This is a genomic window from Yersinia massiliensis CCUG 53443 (assembly GCF_000312485.1).
Taxonomy (GTDB): Bacteria; Pseudomonadota; Gammaproteobacteria; order Enterobacterales; family Enterobacteriaceae; genus Yersinia; species Yersinia massiliensis.
This window is the reverse complement of record NZ_HE997645.1, coordinates 334761-355210: the sequence shown is the minus strand read 5'-3', so window position 1 is coordinate 355210 and position 20450 is coordinate 334761. Positions and strand designations below refer to the sequence as shown.

Genomic DNA, 20450 nt, shown 5'->3' with positions numbered 1-20450 from the left:
CATTCTTAATTCCCGCCCTCAATGATAATTACCCGCCCTCAATGATAATTAACAGTGATTCCGTTATTGACCACTCGTAGCGGGGGGCGGAGTTGTCCTATTGTTGCAACGGAATAAATAAAATAGTAGCTGCCGTTAGCGGGCCATGAAGGATCCGGCGTGAATTTACCAGAAAGTCCATCTAGCTGCCGACAGGCACTCGCATGGCAGAGCTTTATCTGTAAATTCGGGGGCAGCGTTGTGGTCAGCAATGAGATATGCCACTGGATACGGGTGGCTCTCGCCGTTCTGGGGACTGACTCTGGGGCATGTAATGGTTGGCCCAGCATCAGTTGGCGGCCAACACTCACATGGCCGCCAGCACTCTCTTTGCTCCAAGAACCTGGTGTCGCGGCCTGAGAGGTGTAGGGCAATAAAAGTGCGGCCAGAGTGGGTATGATTTTTCTGATCATCAGATATTTTCCTTTTCGCCACCGATCACGGCAGTCACGCGGACTGTGCGAGTGCTGCTGATTTCCATGCTAGAAAGCACCACCAATTGCGGATGCGATCGGCGCAAGAAACGAGAGAGCATCACGCGTAGTAACGGATTAACCAGTAACACGGGGGTGAGTCTCAGCGAGTTTTGCTGAGTTATCGCCTGTTCAGTTTGTGACAGTAAATTGTTGGCGATGCCGGGTTCTATCGCCGTATTATTCTGGATTGACTGGATAAGCAGGCGTTCTAACGTGGTGTCCAACCCAATGACTTGGCATTCGTCACTACCGGGGAACCACTGCTGAGTGATGGCTCGACCAAGGCGTATTCTCACTTGAGAGGTCAAGTCATCAGGGTCGGTCATGTTGCCAGCAAAATCCGCTAAGGTATCGACAATAGTGCGCATATCGCGAATGGAAACTCGCTCGGCGAGCAAATTTTGCAAGACTTTGTGGAACAACGTGAGTGAGACAATACCGGGGATAACATCTTCCACCAGCTTGGGCATCTCTTTGGTCAGCCTTTCGAGCAGCATCTGTGTTTCTTGGCGGCCAAACAGTTCATCTGTGTGTAGGATGATCAGATGATTCAGATGCGTAGCAATCACTGAACTTGGGTCGACAACGGTATAGCTCAGTGTTTGAGCCTGCTCGCGTAGCACCTCGTCAATCCAGTAGGCTGGCAATCCGAAAGCGGGGTCCTGACAAGGCGTACCCGCCAATTCGCCTTCGGCGCAGCCAGGGTTGATGGCCATCCAGCGTTCTGGCTGGACTTCGCCACGACCAATTTCGACCCCTTTAAGTAAGAGGCGATAAGCGGTGGGGGCGAGGTCTAGATTGTCGCGGATATGCACTGATGGCAGCAGAAAACCCATATCCTGTGCGAATTTCTTACGGATGCCACGAATACGTGTCAGTAGCTGCCCTTCTTGTTTACTGTCTACCATCGGAATGAGACGGTAACCGACTTCCAGCCCGAGCACGTCTTCCATCTGTACATCAGACCAAGAGGCCTCAGTCGATTGCGTTTCTTCTGCTCTTTCTTTTGCCGCCTCTTCTTTGGCATTAGTGCGCTTCGGATTTGCTGCTTCTTTTTCTTCATTCCCACGCAACCACCAAGCGAGTGCCAGTAGTGAGGCAGTAAAGAGTAGAAAGATAAAGTTAGGCATACCCGGGATCATCCCCAGCAGACCAACGACCATGGCAGCAAGTACCATGACGCGCGGATTGGTGAGCAATTGCCCAACCATTTGTTCGCCGACGTCTTGCTCGGTAGAGACACGGGTAACGATAACGCCCGCCGCCGTTGAGATAATCAATGCAGGGATCTGCGCAACCAGCCCATCGCCGATGGTCAGCAACGTGTAGGTTTCACCGGCTTGAGCAAAGCTCATATCGTGCTGAACCATACCAATGATTAGGCCACCTATCATGTTAATTGCCATGATTAATAGCCCAGCGATTGCATCACCGCGAACGAATTTACTGGCACCATCCATCGAGCCGTAAAAATCCGCTTCTTGGGTGACATCCTTACGACGGCTGCGCGCTTCCGCTTCCCCAATCAAGCCCGCGTTAAGGTCGGCATCAATAGCCATTTGCTTACCGGGCATACCATCTAAGGCGAAGCGAGCACCCACTTCGGCGATACGCCCCGCACCTTTGGTTATGACCATAAAGTTAATGATGATCAGAATGGCGAAAACCACGATACCAATGGCGAAGTTGCCACCCACCAAAAAGTGGCCAAATGCTTCAACCACGTGACCGGCGGCCGCTGGGCCGGTGTGTCCGTCCATCAAGATGACACGAGTTGATGCAATGTTTAGCGCTAACCTTAACAATGTCGAGAAGAGTAGCACGGTCGGAAATGCTGAAAACTCGAGCGTGTTCTGGTTAAACATGGTGACCAGCAAGATCATCAACGACAGAACAATATTAAACGTGAAAAAGGCGTCCAGCACGAGAGGCGGTAATGGCAGCACCATCATCGCGAGGATCATCATGATCAGAACAGGCCCAGCGAGAATCTGCCACTGCGTCTGTTTTAAATTCGGTAAACGTAATTTGCTGGCGATATTTGCCATCAGTTTTTACTCTCTGGTTTGAAAATCCATATTGGGTGGAACGGGCAGTTGGCTAGGCACTTTCGGCTTGATTCCGCCGTTATTGCGCCAACGCTTAATGCCATAAACCCAAGCAAGTACTTCTGCTACGGCGCTATAAAGTGTCGCCGGTATTTGTTCACCCGGCTCACAATGCCGATAGAGGGCGCGAGCCAGTGTTGGTGCTTCTAGCATCGGGATGGAATGTTGTTGACCCAATTCACGAATACGTAACGCAATTTCGCCTGCACCTTTGGCGAGTACCACTGGCGCTGACATGCCTTTTTCCTGATATGACAGTGCAACGGAGTAATGCGTCGGGTTATTCACAATCACGTCTGCATTGGGAACATCTGACATCATGCGGCTGCGGGCCGCTGCGCGTTGCAGTTGGCGGATGCGCCCTTTAACATGCGGATCCCCTTCCTGTTGCTTAAATTCATCGCGGATCTCTTGGCGACTCATGCGTAGTTTTTTCCGGTTGCTCATGAACTGGTAAAACACGTCGTAGCCCGCGACCGGCAGCAAAAACATAATGACCGTCAACAGACCGCGTAGAATCAGCGTGAGGGCATCCGCCATCGCATCGTTTAACGGTTCATTAAGTAACTGAATAAAATAAGTTTTATTCTTATAGAAGAAGAATGCACCGGCACAACCCACCAGTGTTACCTTGAGCACCCCTTTTAACAGCTCAGATAACACTTGGACCGATAACATGCGCTTTAGCCCAGAAATGGGAGAGATGCGTTTTAAATCGACCTTTAGAGATTTCGAACTCAAATTCAAGCCACCAATTAACAGCGGCGAAGCAATACCGGTGATAAAGAGTCCAAGCATAAAAGGCAACGCGGCACTGACCATCATGCCTATCAGATGGTAGGTCTGATAAAACATCGTATTCACATCAGCAACAAGACCGCTATCGAATCTCAGCCCAGTTTGAAGTAACTGCGCTAAACGACTCGCCATCAACCCACCCGCGGTGAACATTAATGACCACCCTAATAGCAACATAATGAAAGAAGTGAGCTCTTTAGAGCGTGGAATCTGTCCTTCTTTACGTGCTTTCTCCCGTTTATGGGGGGTGGGGTCTTCTGTTTTTTCTACATCACTGTCTTGTGACATGGGGATAATCGCAAAAGTCGTTCAACTGCTTCGCGAATAACGCGTGCAACAACATAGGCAAACCTATTCCGACGATCAGAGACATCAGAACGGGGTTACCTGCTTTAGAGGTATCAGAAGCCCAGGCTTTCAAGTAAGTCATCAACTTGATCCTGAGAGGCGACAATACCGACCTTACTTTGGTCGATTTGCGGGCCATTTTTGAGCTCGTTTGGTTTTTCGGCTGTGGCGTTATTGGCTTCGGGCATGTTCTCCACCAGGACTTGTATCAGCTCCTTTTCCAACGCTTCAATGAGCTTCATCATCCGCTGAATAACTTGGCCGGTGAGGTCTTGGAAATCCTGCGCCATCATGATTTCCATTAATTGCTCATTCGTTTGACTGGCGATAAGGGGAGCCTGTGCCAGAAATGAGCGAGTGTCTTTCACCAGCTCTTTTGCCACCGGCATCTCTACCGGCTCGTCAAACCACTCGTCCCAACGAGAGGTCAGTGCGAGGGCTTTTTCGTTGAGCTCGTCCTGCAATGGACGTGCGATCTCAACGCAATTCAACGCACGATCTGCCGCCTGTGACGTCTTGCTCACAATGTAGTTAAGGCGGTCTCGAGCATCAGGGATCGCCTCAGCGGCATCCATGATGGCACGATCGAGTCCAAGGTCAGTCATGCTGTCACGTAGGAGCCGAGTCAGGTGACCAATTCGAGAAAAAATACTTTGGAAGTTTTCTTTAGGTTGTGCGGTTGGTTGTGTATCCATTAGTTACCATCCCAGTTTTTCAAAAATTTTATTCAGCTTTTCTTCTAGCGTGGCGGCGGTAAATGGTTTGACGACATACCCATTAGCGCCAGCTTGCGCGGCGGCAATAATGTTTTCTTTTTTCGCTTCTGCTGTGACCATCAGTACGGGTAGGCTGCTAAGGTTCGGGTCTTTACGAACTTCATTGAGCAGTTGCAGACCATCGAGGTTAGGCATGTTCCAGTCGCTAATCACAAAATCGAATGATGATTCGCGCAGTTTGCCAAGGGCATCGTGCCCGTCTTCAGCCTCTTCCACATTGTTGAAGCCAAGATCTTTGAGCAGGTTACGAACAATGCGCCGCATAGTGGCAAAGTCATCAACGACCAAAAAACGTAAATTCTTGTCTACCATGATTATTTTCCTAATGAATAAAAGTTGGTTTTCGTTTCGCTCGCTCAAATAAGCGAGGCATTAAATACGGTGAGCTTGCCCCGAGACATTTTTGAGAATACGTTCGCTGATTTGGTCAAGGTCGGTAATTTCGCAGGCGGCATCTAACTTAACGGCCTCTCTCGGCATGCCGTAAATCACGCAGGTTTTCTCGCTCTGAGCTAATGTCCATGCTCCCGCATTACGCATATCGAGCAGACCTTGTGCGCCGTCATTCCCCATTCCCGTGAGAATGGCACCGACGGCATTTTTACCCGCTGTTTTGGCGACGGATTGCAACAGCATATCGACCGAGGGACGATGACGATTGAGGGGAGGGCGTTCGTTAAGACTCAGGTGATAGTTAGCACCGCTGCGAACCAGCTCCATGTGCTTGCCGCCAGGGGAAATATAGGCATGGCCAGGCAACACGCGATCGCCTTCTTCGCCCTCTTTCACTGAAATGCTGCAAATCTTATTGAGCCGCTCGGCAAAGGAGTGGGTAAAGCCAGGTGGCATATGTTGTGCTATCACTATCCCTGGACAGGTCAGCGGCATCGGCATTAGCACATGACGCAAGGCTTCCGTTCCCCCCGTTGAGGAACCAATCGCAATGATCTTTTCACTCCCAAACAGGGGCGTTTTAATCGTTTTCGGTTTTGTCATTTGGCTGTCGCGACGATAGACCCGTGCCTGCGCCGCCATACGAATCTTTTCTGCAATGAGGTCACTGTAAAGACGCATGCTGTTTTGCAGATCGATCTGTGGCTTGGTAATGAAATCAACGGCACCCAGTTCTAACGCACTCAGCGTGATTTCAGATCCTTTGCTCGTGAGCGAAGAAACCATAATGACGGGCATAGGCCGTAGGCGCATGAGGCGTTCTAGAAAATCCAACCCATCCATGCGTGGCATCTCAACATCCAATGTCAGCACATCTGGATTGTGAACCTTAATCAAATCACGGGCGATGATGGGATCGAGTGCCACAGCCACCATTTCCATATCAGGTTGACTGTTGACAATACTGGTCATGATATTACGTATTAACGTAGAGTCATCCACGCACATTACTTTGATTTTTTTCATTATTTTTTCCCTGCGAGGGAGTAAACAGATTGGCCTTCTAGGCGCAGTGGCCCGCTAGAGTTGCTGAAATGTTCCGAATGCCCGACAAAAAGTAGGCCACCGGGTTTCAGCATTTTGGCAAAGCGGTTAATGATGGTTTCCTGCGTTTTTTGATCAAAATAAATCAAAACGTTACGACAAAAAATGGCGTCAAAAGGAGCAGGGACATTCCATGTGGCGGCCATTAAATTGAGTTGCTCGAAATGAACGCAAGCAGCCAGTTCGGGCTTCACTTTCACCATTTGTTCTTGCTCATCTCTGCCGCGCAAGAACCAGCGGCGTTTCTGTTCATCTGACAGAGACTGTATATCGCTCAACTGATAGAGCCCTTGAGTCGCTTTTTTTAATACTTCGGTGTCAATGTCAGTCGCCCAGACCCGCGTGGTGTTAGGGCTACGACCAAGGGTTTCTTCTAGCGTGATGGCAATTGACCAAGGCTCTTCGCCAGTGGAGGCTGCGGCACACCACACGGAATAATCCGTTGGACGTGAGCGTGCATGATTGGCGAGGATTGGAAAGTGGTACGCTTCGCGGAAAAAGGAGGTCAAATTCGTGGTCAGAGCATTAATAAACTGTTGCCATTCCGGGCCCTCTGGATTGGCTTCTAATATGGCAATATATTCTTTAAAAGAAGATAAACCTCGCGCACGTAAATGACGTGAAAGGCGGTTGAAAACCATATCTTTTTTCTGTTCGGATAAGACAATACCTGCACGACGATAAATAAGATCGGCAATTTTAGCCAGTTCATTGTCCGCGAGAATGTACTGAATATATTGATTAGAATCTAATGTTTTGCTAAAAGTACTTTTATTAAACATAGTTGCTAATGCTCTGATATTAACTATCAAAGGCATCCTTCAAAGGTAATTGATATGGAGATCTTTAAAACACTGTGGCGCGAAAGAAATATTAAAAGTTTATTTTCTCTCTCACCTTAGGTGTTGGCGCAAAGCCCACAATGAAGTCTCAGGGTTAGACAGACATATTCATTATTTCCTGATAAGCACTAATGAGCTTATTTCGAACTTGAACACCGAGGCTTAATGCGACAGAAGATTTTTGTAGTGAGACCATCACATCGTTCAGGCCGATGCCAGGCACGCCGCTCATATAGTTCTGCGACTGTGTTTTTGTCTCAGTTTGCAAATCGCTAATATTACTGATGCTTTGAAATAAAATATCCGTAAAATTTAAAGACTGCTTATGTTCAAAACCATTATTCGTTTTCTGAGCGCCTTTGACCTGACTTGCTTGAAGCTGAATTTGCTCCAAAACATTATTCATTGCCTGTACGGGCATCGACATATTTATTACCTTTTCACATGCTTTATTCTGTCATTAATATCGCCAGTATAACATGCGCGGAAAGTACAGCATTGCGCAAAGAGCTAACGAAAATTCAAGCTTATCGCATATTAGTAACTTGCCCATTCTATGGATAATACGCATCGGAATTATTCCCGAGATCACAAGGTTGTCCTTCAAAGACTGGAAGTGCTGATTGGCAATTGTTATTACGCTGCATTATTAATATTTACAGGACTATGGCATGAATGCCACAACCACTGGCAACAATAAAAATAGCACTCTTGAGCTAAAAGCAGCATTCGAAAGAATTCGTGCTAACCCAAAAATATTATTTGCGATTGCTGCTGCGGCTGCGATCTCCATTGTTATTGCGCTTCTGTTATGGACCAGAACACCCGATTACCGATTGCTCTACAACAATATTAGCGATCAAGACGCAGGGGCAGTCGTTGCTCAGTTGACACAGATGCAGGTCCCTTACCGTTTTGAAGAACATGGTGGGGCGATTCTGGTACCTGCTGATCGTATTTACGAAATTCGGCTAAAGCTTGCCCAGCAGGGGTTACCAAAGGGTGGGAATGTGGGTTTTGAACTCATGGACCAAGAGAAATTTGGTATCAGTCAGTTCAATGAGCAGGTTAATTATCAGCGCGCGCTGGAAGGTGAGCTTGCTCGGACGATAGATACACTCGGGCCGGTTACCGCTGCCCGTGTGCATCTGGCACTGCCAAAGCAGTCACTTTTTGTCCGTGAGCAAAAGCAACCCACCGCGTCGGTGACGTTAACCATTGCGAGCGGGAGAACACTTGAGCCTAACCAAGTGAATGCCATCGCTTACCTTATTTCCAGTGCGGTTCCCGGCTTGACGGCCAGTAATGTCACCATTGTGGACCAAGCGGGGAACTTGCTGACACAAAACAGCGGGCAGGCAACTCAGGCGTCTCAACTGAAGTACACCAGTGAGATTGAGAGCGATTACCAGAGACGTATTCTTGCGATCTTAACGCCGATCGTCGGCGCGAGTAATGTTCGCGCGCAAGTGACTGCGCAGATGGACTTTACCGAACATGAGCAGACTGCGGAGCAATATCAGCCTAACAGCTCGCCAGAAAAAATGGCGATCCGTAGCCGTCAAAGCAGTTCCTCAGAACAAGGTGGACGCAGTGGTGTCGGCGGGGCACCTGGCGCGTTAAGTAATCAGCCACCAATGCCGACCAGTGCGCCGATTGAGAAACCCACGCCACCACCGGCAACAGGTGCTGCGGCTAACCGAGCACAAGGGAACACCAATACCGCGGCGACAGCACCAATACTGCCTTATAACCAACGCAACGATGAAACCACTAACTACGAGGTCGATAAAACCTTAACGCATACCCGTAAAAGTACGGGCACGGTGACACGTCTTTCAGTGGCTATTGTGTTGAATTACCAGCCAACAGAAACCGGCGAGAACGCGGGGTTATCGAAAGAGCAGTTGGAACAAATTAATGCATTGGCTAAAGAAGCGATTGGTTATTCCAGCCAGCGTGGCGATACCGTCAATATCGTGAATACCCCGTTCAGCACGCTAGATGAAAGTGCTCAGCCACCACTGTGGAAGCAACCTGAATTTATCAACATGCTCCTCACGGTGTTGCGCTATTTGTTCATTGCATTAATCGCTTGGGTGCTGTGGCGCAAAGCGGTGCAACCGTTCTGGATGAAACATCAAGAGTTTGCGCTGCAACGTCTTGAGATGGAAAAAGAAGCCCGACAGGCAGAGATCGATGCGAAGTCACATCGAGCAGAAGATAGCCAGCGGATGAAGGCACAACAGAAGCTACAAAGTGAGCTGAATACACAAAAACTTCGTGAGTTGGCTGAACAAGATCCGCAGATCATTGCGCTGGTTGTCCGCCAATGGATGAATAAGGAGCAGAAGTCGTAATGAACGCTTATGAGAAAAGCGCTGTCGTCATGATTACGCTGGGCGACGAACGTGCGGCAGAAGTCTTTAAGCATCTTAATGCTCATGAGGTGACGCAGATAAGTAGTGCCATGGTCAGAATGGGGAGCTATACCCACGAGCAGCTTGCTCAAGTGATGAATGAATTTCAGCGTGATGCAGGTGAATACGCTGCACTGAGTGTCGATACCAGTGAATATCTGCGCAATGTGTTGGTGCGTGCGCTCGGGGAAGAGCGAGCAAATAGTCTGCTAGAAGATCTACTGGATACGCAGTCCGGCAACGACGGTATCGAGACGTTGAACTTTATGGAGCCACAGGCAGTGAGTGATCTCATTCGCGATGAGCATCCACAGATTATTGCCACTATTTTGGTTCATCTCAAGCGCAACCAAGCTGCCGATGTTTTGGCTAAATTCGATGAGCGAGTGCGTAACGACATTATGCTGCGTATTGCCACATTTGGCGGTGTACAGCCAGTGGCACTACAAGAACTGACCGAAGTACTCAATAACTTGCTACACGGTCAAAATCTCAAACGCAGCAAGATGGGAGGCGTGCGTCCAGCGGCGGAAATTCTCAACCTGATGAAAACCCAACAGGAAGATGCCGTTATTGCTGCTGTTCGAGAGTTCGACCAAGAGTTGGCCCAGAAAATTATCGACGAAATGTTCCTGTTCGAAAATCTTGTTGAGATGGAAGACCGCAGTATTCAACGGATTTTGCAGGATATCGATTCCGAATCGCTCATTGTGGCACTCAAAGGATCTGATCAAGCATTGCGCGATAAGTTCTTCCGCAACATGTCTCGTCGTCAATCGGAGATCATGATCGAGGATCTGAACTCACGCGGCCCAGTGAGAATGTCTCAGGTAGAAACAGAACAGAAAAATATTCTTATGTTGGTAAGACGTCTGGCAGAAAGTGGCGAAATCATTATAGGAGGCGGTGAGGATGTCTACGTCTGATAATGACCCGCAAAAGATGTGGCAGCCTTGGCGACCTGCGAACCTGCTCGATAATAACGAGGAAGACGCTTTACCGACCATACGTGTGAACGTGGCGGGTGAAGACCCCCTGTCGGAAGCAAAGCTACAAGCGGAATTATCACGCCTGCGTAAACAAGCCGAAGAAAAAGGATTTGAGAAGGGTAAGGCCAGTGGCTATGAAGAGGGTAAAAAAGAGGGCTACGACGCGGGTGTGCAACAAGGATTGGAGGAGGGGCGAGAAACCGGCAGAACGGAGATAAATGCGCAGCAGGAACAGACTGCTATTCGCCTTAAGACACTGTTGCAAAACGTGCAAGGTGCACTTGATAGCCTAGACAGTGTCATCCCTTCGCGATTGGCACAATTGTCACTCAGTGCAGCCCGTGCCTTGCTGGGCAAGAATATCGTCAATGACAGCACTAATGAGATGTTGCAGGAGCGTATTCAACATTTGTTGCGTGATGAGCCGCTGTTTAAGGAACAGACGCAGATGTGGGTCAGCACGGAAGATGAGCCATTTATCGCACAACAGTTTAGCAAGACCCTTGAAAAACGCGGCTGGACGTTAAATGTGGACGAAGACATGTTACCCGGCGGTTGCCGCATCACTTCCGATGAGGGAGAGATTGATGAAAGTCTTGAAACACGTTGGAAAATGTTGTGCACCCTCGTGCGTGAGGAACATCACGAATGACTTCTCGACTGAAATCATGGCTTAACGATCTTGATCGTAAAGAAGAGGTCATCGCGGCATTACCTCCGCGTAGGCAGTACGGCAAGTTGGTCCGCGCCACGGGGCTTGTAATGGAGGCGATTGGGCTGAAGTTGCCTATCGGAACATTATGCCTAGTGGAGTGCGAACGTAGCGACGGGCAGCAATACGTCGAAAGTGAAGTGGTCGGCTTTAATGGCCAGACACTCTTTTTGATGCCGCTCGAAAATGTTGATGGTGTGTTACCGGGGGCGCGTGCCTACGCAGAAGAAGGGAATGCGGGGGGTAAACAATTGCCGTTGGGGGATGTCTTGCTTGGGCGAGTACTGGATGCCAGAGCTCGCCCGCTAGATGGACTTCCACCCCCCTCAGCGATGCATCGTGGCGAGCTTTTTACGCCCCCGTTTAACCCGCTGCTACGTGACCCTATCAAAGATGTTTTGGACGTAGGGGTCAGGGCCATTAATGGTCTGCTAACCGTTGGCCGTGGCCAACGGATGGGGCTATTTGCCGGGTCAGGTGTCGGTAAAAGCGTTTTACTTGGCATGATGGCGCGTTACACCAAAGCGGATGTGATTGTGGTTGGGCTGATTGGTGAACGTGGGCGTGAGGTGAAAGATTTTATTGAGAACATTCTCGGCAAAGAAGGCATTAGCCGTTCAGTCGTGATTGCGGCTCCTGCCGATGTTTCACCCATCTTACGTATGCAGGGAGCGGTATATGCCACCCGTATTGCAGAGGATTTTCGTAGCCGTGGGTTAAATGTCCTGCTGATTATGGATTCTTTGACCCGTTATGCCATGGCACAACGTGAAATCGCACTGGCCATCGGCGAACCTCCTGCCACGAAAGGTTACCCGCCTTCCGTGTTTGCCAAACTGCCTGCACTGGTTGAACGTGCGGGCAACGGGATAAAAGGGGGGGGATCAATTACCGCGTTTTATACCGTGCTGACAGAAGGTGATGATCAACAGGATCCCATTGCGGACTCCGCTCGCGCCATTCTTGACGGGCATATCGTACTTTCGCGACGTTTGGCCGAATCTGGGCACTATCCGGCAATTGATATAGAAGCCTCAATCAGCCGCGCAATGACCGAACTTATTGCGCCGACACACTATAAGAAAGTACAGCGATTTAAGCAGCTTCTCTCCTCTTTCCAGCGTAATCGCGATCTGATTAGTGTCGGTGCCTATGCTGCTGGGAGTGATCCCTTACTTGATCAGGCGATTGCGCTTTATCCGCAGCTTGAAAGCTATCTACAGCAGGGGATCTACGAGCAGAGCGAATATGACGAGTCCTTTATTCAGTTAGCTTCGTTATTCCCTGAAATGCCTTAGACGTAAAGTAGAGTAAAAAATGACCACTCATAAGCCAATGGATATATTACGCGATCTTGCTGACAAGAAGCTGAACGATACCACCACCCATCTAGGGAAAATGCGTCAGGAATTTGTCCAAGCGAACAACCAGCTTGAACGTCTGGAAAATTATGAGCGTGAATATTGTCAACAAATGCAATCGCATATGGTCGGTGAGGGGATGACGATGATTGATATGTTATCTCGCCAATCCTTTATCGACTCCCTGAATAAAGTCGTTTCCCATCAAACCAAGCAAGTGGCGATATGCGAGGCTCAAGTCGACAACGCAGTGAATATGTGGCGTACGGATAAACAGCGGCTCAATGCTTTTGATGCATTGAAGCAGCGCTCTGAAGCCGCTCGTTTGCTGCAAGAGAGCCGTCGGGACCAAAAAATGATGGATGAATTCGCTCAACGCGCATCACGAAGGAAATATTAAGATGATCATCAATACCATACCGACAGTCACCGCGTCGACAAACGTACTCGCCGATGCCGTGATGAGTGAAGAGGGTGATTTCGCCGCCACAATGTCTGGGTTGCTGACAAAGTTAGCCACTGGCGTTTCTGACGGCGATAACAGCCCTCAGCCACAAACAGATGAAGGTCCGGACGAGGAGGCCACCGCCGTTAATCTTCCTGCGCCAATCAACGTTGATACCCTTGTTGAAAGGGGAGATGCCGCTGTACTCGCGGCAAATGTCTCTAACATTGAGGCATCTGTTGCTCACCGGGTGTCGAAATTTGTTGCTGAAAAAACCGGTACGCCTCAATCAACGGTCAATACCTCTGCCGCTACTGTTCCGGTCATTGATGCACTCGTTTCTCATGGGCTGTCACACACGGCATCACAAATTCAGGAAGCTAAGGCCACTCTCGGACAAGAGCAAGATAACCGCTTTATGCTGGTGGCTGATAAGCCGCGAGGGGAAGTGCCACTGGAGGCTGACATATTACCAAGCAGCCTCTCAGAGCGTGAAAAACCGCCAGTGCCACAAGCTGTTGCTGGGGAGTTAAGTGGGCCTGTCAGCAATGCCGCGACTTTAACGGAGCCAACGGCTGTTTTTGCTACGGCGAACCCTGATACTACCTTGGCGAAACCCGTTGTCATACCCACCGCAGTAGTGACATTACCCCAGCAGACGGGCACCACCGAATGGCAGCAATCTTTAGGGCAACAGCTTGCATGCTTTACCCGTGATGGTATTCAGCATGCCGAATTGCGCTTGCACCCAGAAGAGTTAGGGGCAGTACAGATTAGCCTACGCATGAGCAATGAGCGTATGCAAATTCACTTCATGGCTGAAAACCCACAAGCACGTAGTGCGTTAGAGAATGCCTTGCCGTCTCTGCGTCACTCGCTGGCGGAATCAGGTATTAACCTCGGACAGAGCAGTGTAAGTGCAGATGCTAACTCATCATCCAACTCTTTCTTCGAAAAAGAGCGGTCGGGTACGGGAAGGATGGATCTGGAGAGTGGGGAGGAAACACTTGAGGATGCCGATGAGCAGCATATTATTTCTTCCCCACGGCTCTACAGCAACGGAATTAATACATTTGTCTGATATTTTTCTCAAGCGTTCAATTATGAACACTTATTTTCGTTTTTTAGAGAATTGCTCTGTTGGTAAGTTGTAATAAAATAAAGCACTCATCCGGGGACGTTATTTTTTTACCGGCGGAATTAATGAAACAGGATTCATTATTAGTATGTCCAAGAAAAGAAATATATCCGATGGGAAAAACAAAATCCCATGGGTTTTGCTGTTTTTTATGAGTCTTGCCATATCGACGATGGCACTGGCCGGATATATCTGGTTTGAGCATCAGGCAGTCAAAAAACAATTATTAGAAAGGACCGAAGGTGTCAACAGTGAGCCTGCCATAGTGTCCGCTGCACCTATTTATTATCAGATGGAAACATTCACGCTTAGCTTAAAGCCATCAGAGCAGGAAAATAGACGTGTACTCTATATTGGCCTGACCTTAAAGTTAAAAGATGAAAAATCAAAAGAAAATATTGAGAAATTTCTTCCGGAAATTCGTAGTCGTTTGCTCGTCTTTTTTTCACAGCAAAGTGCGAGCGAACTTTCTGCTGACGAAGGAAAGCCTCAATTAGCGGATAAAATTAAAGAGACGATTAATCAGCTTCAGACAAATCAAGAGCACATTCAGGTCACCGATGTCTTATTTAACGCATTCATACTACGGTAATACTTATGTCTGACAGCATCTTATCTCAAGCCGAAATTGATCTGCTGTTAAACGGTGGCAATCAGGCAGAGAGTAACAGTTCCACAGACAAATTGAGTCTTGATGGCAATATTACCCCTTATGATCCTAATACTCAGCGGCGGGTTATCCGTGAGCGTTTGCACTCGCTTGAGATTATTAATGAGCGCTTTGCTCGGCAGTTTCGTATTGGGTTATTTAATTTGTTGCGTCGGAGCCCAGATGTCACCGTTGGGGGTATTAAAATTCAGCCATATCATGAATTTGCCCGAAATTTACCTGTGCCAACAAATCTGAATTTAGTGCACTTAACCCCACTGCGAGGGACAGCACTATTTGTTTGTTCGCCAAATCTCGTTTTTATGGCAGTCGATAATCTCTTTGGTGGTGATGGTAGTTTCCCCACTAAAGTGGATGGTCGCGAATTTACCCCCACTGAACAGCGCATCATTAAACGTATGCTGTCTATGGCATTACAAGCCTACGATGAAGCATGGAGCTCAATCTTTCAGCTTAAAGCCGAATACGTTCGTGCGGAAATACAGGTTAAATTTACCAATATTACTTCCTCACCCAACGATATTGTCGTAACGACGCCGTTTTATGTGGAGATCGGTTCGCACAGTGGGGAGTTCGATATTTGTATTCCATTTAGCATGATTGAACCGCTTCGCGAATTACTGACAAATCCACCACTTGAAAACTCCAAGCAAGAAAATGTGCACTGGCGTAATACCCTAGCGCATGAAGTTAAAAATACTGAACTTGAGTTAGTGGCAAAGTTAGCTGAAATACCGACTCGTCTCTCTAAGGTTTTACAGTTAAAAAAAGGCGATGTTATTCATCTTGATAAACCCGATTCAATTAAAGCCCTAGTCGATAATGTCCCTGTCCTGTCAGCGAAATATGGTTGCGTAGACAACCAGTATGCTTTGCAGGTTGAAAAACTCATCACTTCGGCTTTGTTATCTTTTAAAAAAGAGTACTTAATTAATGAGTGATAATGAAATGTCATCGACAGACCAGAGCAATTCAATGGATAGCTTGTGGGGAGATGCGATGAACGAACAATCGACAGCAGAAAATGCCAATGTCGCGGCAACTGCAACGACCAGCCCAGAAGAGGTTACCGCGAATTTTTCCGACGATCTCAACCTCATACTTGATATTCCCGTCAATATGACCGTTGAACTTGGCCGGACAAAAATGACCATTAAAGAACTGCTGAATTTGAGTCAAGGATCGATTGTTTCCCTTGAAGGATTGGCAGGTGAGCCGCTGGATATTTTAATCAATGGCTATCTTATTGCTCAAGGTGAAGTGGTTGTTATTTCCGATAAATTTGGTGTGCGCATTACGGATATTATTACTCCTTCAGAGCGCATACACCGTCTGAGCCGCTAATGAATACGCCATTACAGTTAACGACTGAAACCACCGCTCCTGCAAGTGCTGCCTTTTCATCTGCTTCTCTTCTGACGCAAGTTGGAGGAGGTTTAGTCATCGTATTGATGATTTTTGTTGTGGCCGCTTTGCTCTTTAAGCGTTTTCAACTTTTTTCCGGCAGATTACAAGGCGACACGATTATTTCGATTAAACGCAACCTGCCACTCGGCCCAAGAGGGCGACTGGTGGTGGTTGAATTTAATCAGCAATGGTTGCTTTTAGGTGTTAGCGCCGAGAATATCAGTTGCCTATCGAGTATCGATAAACCTGAAGATGATACCTCAACACCTGTGACCTTCCAGAAGATGCTAACGGATGTCGCCACCAAGAAGTTGAGAGGCGACGGTTGAACGTGAAACTTAAAAATTGGGCACCTTTGTTCATTGCTCTCGTTGCCATCCTGTTACCTACGCCGATGGCGTGGGCTGCCAATGGTGACCTGTTGTTAGCGCGAGGTAGCCAGACTGAAGGATGGTCGTTACCCGTACAAACGCTAGTCTTACTGACGTCGCTGACTTTCTTGCCTGCTTGTTTGCTGATGATGACCGGTTTTACGCGCATTATCATCGTGTTGGGCCTGCTCAGAAGCGCGTTAGGTACGCAATCTACCCCCCCTAATCAGGTGTTATTAGGGCTGGCACTTTTTCTGACTTTTTTTGTGATGTCGCCGGTTTTCAATAGTGTGTATGAGGATGCATGGGTACCACTTTCGGAGGACAAAATCACCATGGAGGCGGCACTGCCAAGGGCGGAACAGCCTTTTCGAGCCTTTATGTTGGAACATACCCGTGAAAGTGATTTAGCACTTTTTACCCGGATTGCGAAGCATGACGATTATGCCACGCCGCAGGATGTGCCATTACGTATTCTGATGCCTGCATTTGTCACCAGCGAATTGAAAACCGGTTTTCAGATTGGTTTTACGGTCTTTATTCCCTTTCTGATCATCGATTTGGTTATTGCTAGTGTGCTAATGGCTTTGGGGATGATGATGTTACCTCCAGCAACGATTTCGTTGCCATTCAAGCTAATGCTTTTTGTCCTGGTCGATGGGTGGCAGTTGGTGATGGGTTCACTCGCTCAGAGTTTTTACAACTGATAAAGGAGAACCATAGTGACACCAGAAAGTATTATGGCGATGGGTTATGAAGCCATTAAGGTCGGTTTAACGATCGCGCTTCCCCTGTTGTTGGCAGCGTTGGTGACAGGGCTGGTGGTCAGCATTTTGCAGGCGGCTACACAGATAAATGAAATGACCCTTTCTTTCATTCCTAAGATATTGATGATTACCCTCGTTGGCGTTGTGCTGGGGCCGAGAATGCTGGGGGTCTTCCTCGACTATATGCGTACGCTATACACTAATATTCCAAATGTGGTGGGATAACGATGCTCACCCTGTCGGTTGCTAGCCTTTATCCTTACATCAACCATTATTTTTGGCCTTTTCTGCGTATTTTAGCCCTTTTTAGTTCAGCGCCAATCTATAACGAAAAGGAAATAAGCGGCAAATTGAAGGTTGGGCTGGCACTGATACTGACATTTTTAATTGCACCTAACCTTCCTGAATCCGATGTGAAGATATTGTCTATTTCTGGACTTTGGGTGGGGATCCAGCAAGTTATCATCGGTATCGCGATGGGGTTTATCGTCCAATTTATTTTTGTCGCTGTTCGCCATGGTGGAGAACTCGTGGGGTTGCAAATGGGGCTTTCCTTCGCGACGTTCTATGACCACTCGGGCGGCCAGAATATGCCCGTTATTGCACGTATTTTGAATTTACTTGTCACCCTACTTTTTTTGTATTTCAACGGCCATTTGTTACTGATTGATGCTTTAGCCGCGAGCTTTGATATTTTACCCGTCAAAGAGCGGCCATTAGAAGCGGGGGGCTTTATGGCGTTGGTACAAGCATCAGGTGTTATTTTTAAAAGTGGCATGATGCTAGCATTACCCGTTGTTGCTTTATTACTATGCTTGAACTTAATTATGGGGATATTGAATCGTCTTACTCCGCAACTTTCAATTTTTGTGGTTGGCTTTCCGCTATCGTTAAGTATAGGCATGCTTGCTTTATCGCTTATTATGTATTCGCTTTCACCCTTCTTCGAATCATTAATAAACTCAATTTTTGAAAGTTTGTCAGTTGTACTCATGAGTTTTGCCTAAGCTTGTTCCAAACCCCCCATCTTTCAAGAGGGAAGGGAACAAGGAATGCTTAGATTTTATTCACGCACATCACTGTAGGTGAAAAAGATGAACCAAATAGCCATGCATTTTTTATACGGATTATTTTAAGTTGACGAGACAAACGGGATAAATCCCATACATTTTGGTTGAAAAATTCGTCTGAAATTTTGTCAGAGGCACTTCGAGTCAGCTTTGTATTATGAATAGTGATAAAACCATTACCTTCAACGGCATAATCAAATATCACTTCACGCAGAATCAGTTTCTTAGCTGTAGGTGGATTATTTCCCTCTTGATTGAGAGTGCCAGAAATACTAAAAGAGCCTTTATTGTTTTTTCCTAACCGGATCAATAGCGTCCCATTGGCTGATGTTTTTTCCGGCAACGAGGGGGCTGAATAAGAGGATACACAGTAGATATTCAGAGAATCGCGTAGGAAAAATGCTGGAATACCAAACCAAGCTGATATTAATAACAGAAGGCTAATTGCAATTGCATAAATTGCAAATGTATAATTAATCATTTTAATTTTCATAGATATATACATCCTGGCAGTTGGAAAATGAAGAGTCGTGTAGTTTAGAGATTGAGCAGAGGCTCAGGAAGATTCGACCAGAATGGTTTTGGATATAGTTATCATCAAGTTTAAATATATAGATGGCATTATCAATGCAGGGTAAATGCTTATTTGCTAGTTCAGTGGCTAATTGTAATTTCGAAGCGACTAGTTTTTCTGAATAGTGATCAAGTGTAAAAGCAGGGCATTGTCCAATATTACCGATCGGATATAATTTGGCCTCGGGAACAATATCCATATTCTCTTTATCAACAAGCTGCGCGAATAGAGTGGTCAGAAGTATTGAAGCAACTATTAGCGTAATTAATAAAATGTAACTTGCCCACCTTCTTTTTCTCTTTGGTGGAGGTAGCATTTCGTGGGAATGAGAAGAATCTTCAATTTCAATCTGATCTTGAGATAAAGGTAACTCGGTTTCAATGATAACGTTTTCACTAATTCTGAAACCGACTTTTGGAACTGTTAGGATAATCTCTTCAATATAGCCTAATTCTCGTAATGATTTACGTAATAAAGATATATTTTGTGATAGAGAGTTATTAGAGGACTGGAGCCCATACTCATCCCAAACCTTTTCCAATATTTCAGCGCGATTGATGATTCTATCTTTGTTTTCAAGTAGATAGCTTAGTATTCTTGCAGGTGTGATTGACAATCTTACTGTATTTTCGGGGGCTATAATGCTACATAGCCTACCATTCTCCTCTTGATAGATTATTTTATTATCAATGTTATAATTCATGCTTCTTTTCCTCATGGAATAGATTTAAAAATTTAAATGTAAAATACAGATTAATTTCTTAACAAAATGTTATTTTTTTAAATGATTTTATTATATCATTTTATTGAATTATTCTTTATAGACTCCATTACCGCAAACATTGATTCAAATCACTAGGGATATTTCGCATCTTTTAGTGCTTTTTAGCCACATTCCTATCTTTTCAATATCGATAACGGGTTGTTTTATCTATCGTCGATAGGTTATGGTCAGAAAGAAATTTGCCTTATGGGAAAGCCTGATGGGTAAAAGCCTAACTCTTGCTGAACTGTGGTCAATGTGATGAATTGCGTGAGCTCTCTTTTGAGTCAGTTTTATACTGAATCTGGCTGTCAGGGGGGGAAGCAAAAATCATGGGCTTGCGGCTTATCCAAGTACAATGGCAAAAGGCTGCCAAACCTAATCCAACATTTCCCAGTAGTGAGTAGGGTTTAGGAATCCCGGTACTGAGATGGTGGTGACTTACCATGAGTAATTTACAGAAGCCTCCTTGGTGTTCATTTCGCTGAAACTGCTAATACTTGAAGATTATTCAATAAATTTAATATCTCCTTTCAACCATCTTAGACAATTTTCGCCTTACAGAACTTAACTCTATGGCCCTTAAGTCGCTCGACCATACCTTGCTTGATGATAATCCCAAAGTGTATGTTGGAATAATTTGGCAAAAAACCTAATGCTAGCATAAGAATGATAAATCCCCCTCATAAATGAAAATGACTGTAATTAAAAGACTTATTAATTAGTAAAGTCATAAAAAAGATTGCCGGTTAATCATATCATTATAAGAAGAGATCAGAGTTCTTTCCGCTTTATAAGATATGTTAAGCTAATCAGATTAACATCATACATAAGTGAACATAACGATTAGATGGGTTGTTTATAAGTAAATAAGGGAAC

General features: G+C 46.5%; 23 protein-coding genes. 13 read left to right on the top strand and 10 right to left on the bottom strand.

Going from position 1 to position 20450, the window contains the following annotated elements:
• Positions 1–38 precede the first annotated feature (38 nt).
• From BN68_RS14140 to fliE, 8 genes are all read right to left on the bottom strand, one after another.
• Entirely contained in the window at positions 39–452 is a 414-nt protein-coding gene (locus BN68_RS14140; protein WP_019211813.1) for a flagellar protein FlhE, read from the bottom strand.
• Positions 452–2563: a flagellar biosynthesis protein FlhA gene (flhA, locus tag BN68_RS14135; RefSeq protein ID WP_019211812.1), complete on the bottom strand. Its 2112-nt coding sequence runs from the start codon at positions 2561–2563 to the stop codon at positions 452–454. Before flhA ends, BN68_RS14140 begins: the two co-directional genes overlap by 1 nt.
• Before the next feature lie 6 nt (positions 2564–2569).
• Positions 2570–3709: a flagellar biosynthesis protein FlhB gene (flhB, locus tag BN68_RS14130; RefSeq protein ID WP_019211811.1), complete on the bottom strand. Its 1140-nt coding sequence runs from the start codon at positions 3707–3709 to the stop codon at positions 2570–2572.
• Between the two features lie 113 nt (positions 3710–3822).
• Complete coding sequence (gene cheZ, locus BN68_RS14125) at positions 3823–4464, bottom strand: protein phosphatase CheZ (protein ID WP_019211810.1); 642 nt, start codon at positions 4462–4464, stop codon at positions 3823–3825.
• Between the two features lie 3 nt (positions 4465–4467).
• A complete protein-coding gene (gene cheY / locus BN68_RS14120; RefSeq protein WP_019211809.1) occupies positions 4468–4857 on the bottom strand; it encodes a chemotaxis response regulator CheY in 390 nt (129 codons plus the stop codon).
• A 60-nt stretch (positions 4858–4917) separates the two neighbouring features.
• Complete coding sequence (locus tag BN68_RS14115; RefSeq protein WP_019211808.1) at positions 4918–5964, bottom strand: protein-glutamate methylesterase/protein-glutamine glutaminase; 1047 nt, start codon at positions 5962–5964, stop codon at positions 4918–4920.
• Positions 5964–6824, bottom strand: coding sequence for a CheR family methyltransferase (locus BN68_RS14110; RefSeq protein ID WP_019211807.1), 861 nt, complete (start codon positions 6822–6824; stop codon positions 5964–5966). The genes BN68_RS14115 and BN68_RS14110 overlap by 1 nt, the downstream gene beginning before the upstream one ends.
• A gap of 154 nt (positions 6825–6978) precedes the next feature.
• Positions 6979–7311: a flagellar hook-basal body complex protein FliE gene (gene fliE, locus BN68_RS14105; RefSeq protein WP_019211806.1), complete on the bottom strand. Its 333-nt coding sequence runs from the start codon at positions 7309–7311 to the stop codon at positions 6979–6981.
• Positions 7312–7555: 244 nt separating this feature from the next.
• Between fliE and fliF the strand changes: the two genes are divergently transcribed.
• The 13 genes from fliF to fliR all read left to right on the top strand — a co-directional run bounded on the left by fliF (position 7556) and on the right by fliR (position 18171).
• Positions 7556–9244 (top strand): flagellar basal-body MS-ring/collar protein FliF, encoded by a 1689-nt coding sequence (fliF, locus tag BN68_RS14100; RefSeq protein WP_019211805.1) that lies wholly within the window; start codon positions 7556–7558, stop codon positions 9242–9244.
• On the top strand, positions 9244–10230 hold the full coding sequence (fliG, locus tag BN68_RS14095) for a flagellar motor switch protein FliG (protein WP_019211804.1): 987 nt from the start codon (positions 9244–9246) through the stop codon (positions 10228–10230). The genes fliF and fliG overlap by 1 nt, the downstream gene beginning before the upstream one ends.
• Positions 10217–10945, top strand: a complete 729-nt coding sequence (locus tag BN68_RS14090) for a flagellar assembly protein FliH (protein WP_019211803.1) — start codon at positions 10217–10219, stop codon at positions 10943–10945. The genes fliG and BN68_RS14090 overlap by 14 nt, the downstream gene beginning before the upstream one ends.
• Positions 10942–12303 (top strand): flagellar protein export ATPase FliI, encoded by a 1362-nt coding sequence (gene fliI, locus BN68_RS14085; RefSeq protein WP_019211802.1) that lies wholly within the window; start codon positions 10942–10944, stop codon positions 12301–12303. The genes BN68_RS14090 and fliI overlap by 4 nt, the downstream gene beginning before the upstream one ends.
• A 19-nt stretch (positions 12304–12322) precedes the next feature.
• Positions 12323–12766 carry a flagellar export protein FliJ gene (gene fliJ, locus BN68_RS14080; RefSeq protein WP_019211801.1) on the top strand — a complete coding sequence of 148 codons (444 nt, stop codon included), beginning with the start codon at positions 12323–12325 and terminating at the stop codon, positions 12764–12766.
• A 1-nt stretch (position 12767) separates the two neighbouring features.
• Positions 12768–13892, top strand: coding sequence for a flagellar hook-length control protein FliK (locus tag BN68_RS22970; protein WP_019211800.1), 1125 nt, complete (start codon positions 12768–12770; stop codon positions 13890–13892).
• A 145-nt stretch (positions 13893–14037) separates the two neighbouring features.
• Positions 14038–14541, top strand: coding sequence for a flagellar basal body-associated protein FliL (fliL, locus tag BN68_RS14070; protein ID WP_019211799.1), 504 nt, complete (start codon positions 14038–14040; stop codon positions 14539–14541).
• 5 nt (positions 14542–14546) lie between these two features.
• Positions 14547–15560, top strand: coding sequence for a flagellar motor switch protein FliM (gene fliM, locus BN68_RS14065; RefSeq protein ID WP_019211798.1), 1014 nt, complete (start codon positions 14547–14549; stop codon positions 15558–15560).
• On the top strand, positions 15553–15963 hold the full coding sequence (fliN, locus tag BN68_RS14060; RefSeq protein WP_019211797.1) for a flagellar motor switch protein FliN: 411 nt from the start codon (positions 15553–15555) through the stop codon (positions 15961–15963). The genes fliM and fliN overlap by 8 nt, the downstream gene beginning before the upstream one ends.
• Positions 15963–16355, top strand: a complete 393-nt coding sequence (gene fliO / locus BN68_RS14055; RefSeq protein ID WP_019211796.1) for a flagellar biosynthetic protein FliO — start codon at positions 15963–15965, stop codon at positions 16353–16355. The genes fliN and fliO overlap by 1 nt, the downstream gene beginning before the upstream one ends.
• A 65-nt stretch (positions 16356–16420) precedes the next feature.
• A complete protein-coding gene (fliP, locus tag BN68_RS14050; protein ID WP_051144570.1) occupies positions 16421–17104 on the top strand; it encodes a flagellar type III secretion system pore protein FliP in 684 nt (227 codons plus the stop codon).
• Positions 17105–17119: 15 nt separating this feature from the next.
• Positions 17120–17389: a flagellar biosynthesis protein FliQ gene (gene fliQ, locus BN68_RS14045; RefSeq protein ID WP_019211794.1), complete on the top strand. Its 270-nt coding sequence runs from the start codon at positions 17120–17122 to the stop codon at positions 17387–17389.
• Positions 17390–17391: 2 nt separating this feature from the next.
• Positions 17392–18171 carry a flagellar biosynthetic protein FliR gene (gene fliR, locus BN68_RS14040; protein ID WP_019211793.1) on the top strand — a complete coding sequence of 260 codons (780 nt, stop codon included), beginning with the start codon at positions 17392–17394 and terminating at the stop codon, positions 18169–18171.
• Positions 18172–18220: 49 nt separating this feature from the next.
• On the opposite strand, the gene BN68_RS14035 is transcribed toward fliR, so the two are convergent.
• Positions 18221–18727 carry a hypothetical protein gene (locus BN68_RS14035; protein ID WP_019211792.1) on the bottom strand — a complete coding sequence of 169 codons (507 nt, stop codon included), beginning with the start codon at positions 18725–18727 and terminating at the stop codon, positions 18221–18223.
• Positions 18717–19511: a winged helix-turn-helix domain-containing protein gene (locus tag BN68_RS14030; protein WP_019211791.1), complete on the bottom strand. Its 795-nt coding sequence runs from the start codon at positions 19509–19511 to the stop codon at positions 18717–18719. The genes BN68_RS14035 and BN68_RS14030 overlap by 11 nt, the downstream gene beginning before the upstream one ends.
• Positions 19512–20450 lie beyond the last annotated feature (939 nt).

Coding starts and splice junctions, on each gene's coding strand:
- BN68_RS14140 (WP_019211813.1), bottom strand. CDS start 452: ATGATCAGAAAAATCATACCCACTCTGGCCGCACTTTTATTGCCCTAC.
- flhA (WP_019211812.1), bottom strand. CDS start 2,563: ATGGCAAATATCGCCAGCAAATTACGTTTACCGAATTTAAAACAGACG.
- flhB (WP_019211811.1), bottom strand. CDS start 3,709: ATGTCACAAGACAGTGATGTAGAAAAAACAGAAGACCCCACCCCCCAT.
- cheZ (WP_019211810.1), bottom strand. CDS start 4,464: ATGGATACACAACCAACCGCACAACCTAAAGAAAACTTCCAAAGTATT.
- cheY (WP_019211809.1), bottom strand. CDS start 4,857: ATGGTAGACAAGAATTTACGTTTTTTGGTCGTTGATGACTTTGCCACT.
- BN68_RS14115 (WP_019211808.1), bottom strand. CDS start 5,964: ATGAAAAAAATCAAAGTAATGTGCGTGGATGACTCTACGTTAATACGT.
- BN68_RS14110 (WP_019211807.1), bottom strand. CDS start 6,824: ATGTTTAATAAAAGTACTTTTAGCAAAACATTAGATTCTAATCAATAT.
- fliE (WP_019211806.1), bottom strand. CDS start 7,311: ATGTCGATGCCCGTACAGGCAATGAATAATGTTTTGGAGCAAATTCAG.
- fliF (WP_019211805.1), top strand. CDS start 7,556: ATGAATGCCACAACCACTGGCAACAATAAAAATAGCACTCTTGAGCTA.
- fliG (WP_019211804.1), top strand. CDS start 9,244: ATGAACGCTTATGAGAAAAGCGCTGTCGTCATGATTACGCTGGGCGAC.
- BN68_RS14090 (WP_019211803.1), top strand. CDS start 10,217: ATGTCTACGTCTGATAATGACCCGCAAAAGATGTGGCAGCCTTGGCGA.
- fliI (WP_019211802.1), top strand. CDS start 10,942: ATGACTTCTCGACTGAAATCATGGCTTAACGATCTTGATCGTAAAGAA.
- fliJ (WP_019211801.1), top strand. CDS start 12,323: ATGACCACTCATAAGCCAATGGATATATTACGCGATCTTGCTGACAAG.
- BN68_RS22970 (WP_019211800.1), top strand. CDS start 12,768: ATGATCATCAATACCATACCGACAGTCACCGCGTCGACAAACGTACTC.
- fliL (WP_019211799.1), top strand. CDS start 14,038: ATGTCCAAGAAAAGAAATATATCCGATGGGAAAAACAAAATCCCATGG.
- fliM (WP_019211798.1), top strand. CDS start 14,547: ATGTCTGACAGCATCTTATCTCAAGCCGAAATTGATCTGCTGTTAAAC.
- fliN (WP_019211797.1), top strand. CDS start 15,553: ATGAGTGATAATGAAATGTCATCGACAGACCAGAGCAATTCAATGGAT.
- fliO (WP_019211796.1), top strand. CDS start 15,963: ATGAATACGCCATTACAGTTAACGACTGAAACCACCGCTCCTGCAAGT.
- fliP (WP_051144570.1), top strand. CDS start 16,421: ATGGCGTGGGCTGCCAATGGTGACCTGTTGTTAGCGCGAGGTAGCCAG.
- fliR (WP_019211793.1), top strand. CDS start 17,392: ATGCTCACCCTGTCGGTTGCTAGCCTTTATCCTTACATCAACCATTAT.
- BN68_RS14035 (WP_019211792.1), bottom strand. CDS start 18,727: ATGAAAATTAAAATGATTAATTATACATTTGCAATTTATGCAATTGCA.
- BN68_RS14030 (WP_019211791.1), bottom strand. CDS start 19,511: ATGAATTATAACATTGATAATAAAATAATCTATCAAGAGGAGAATGGT.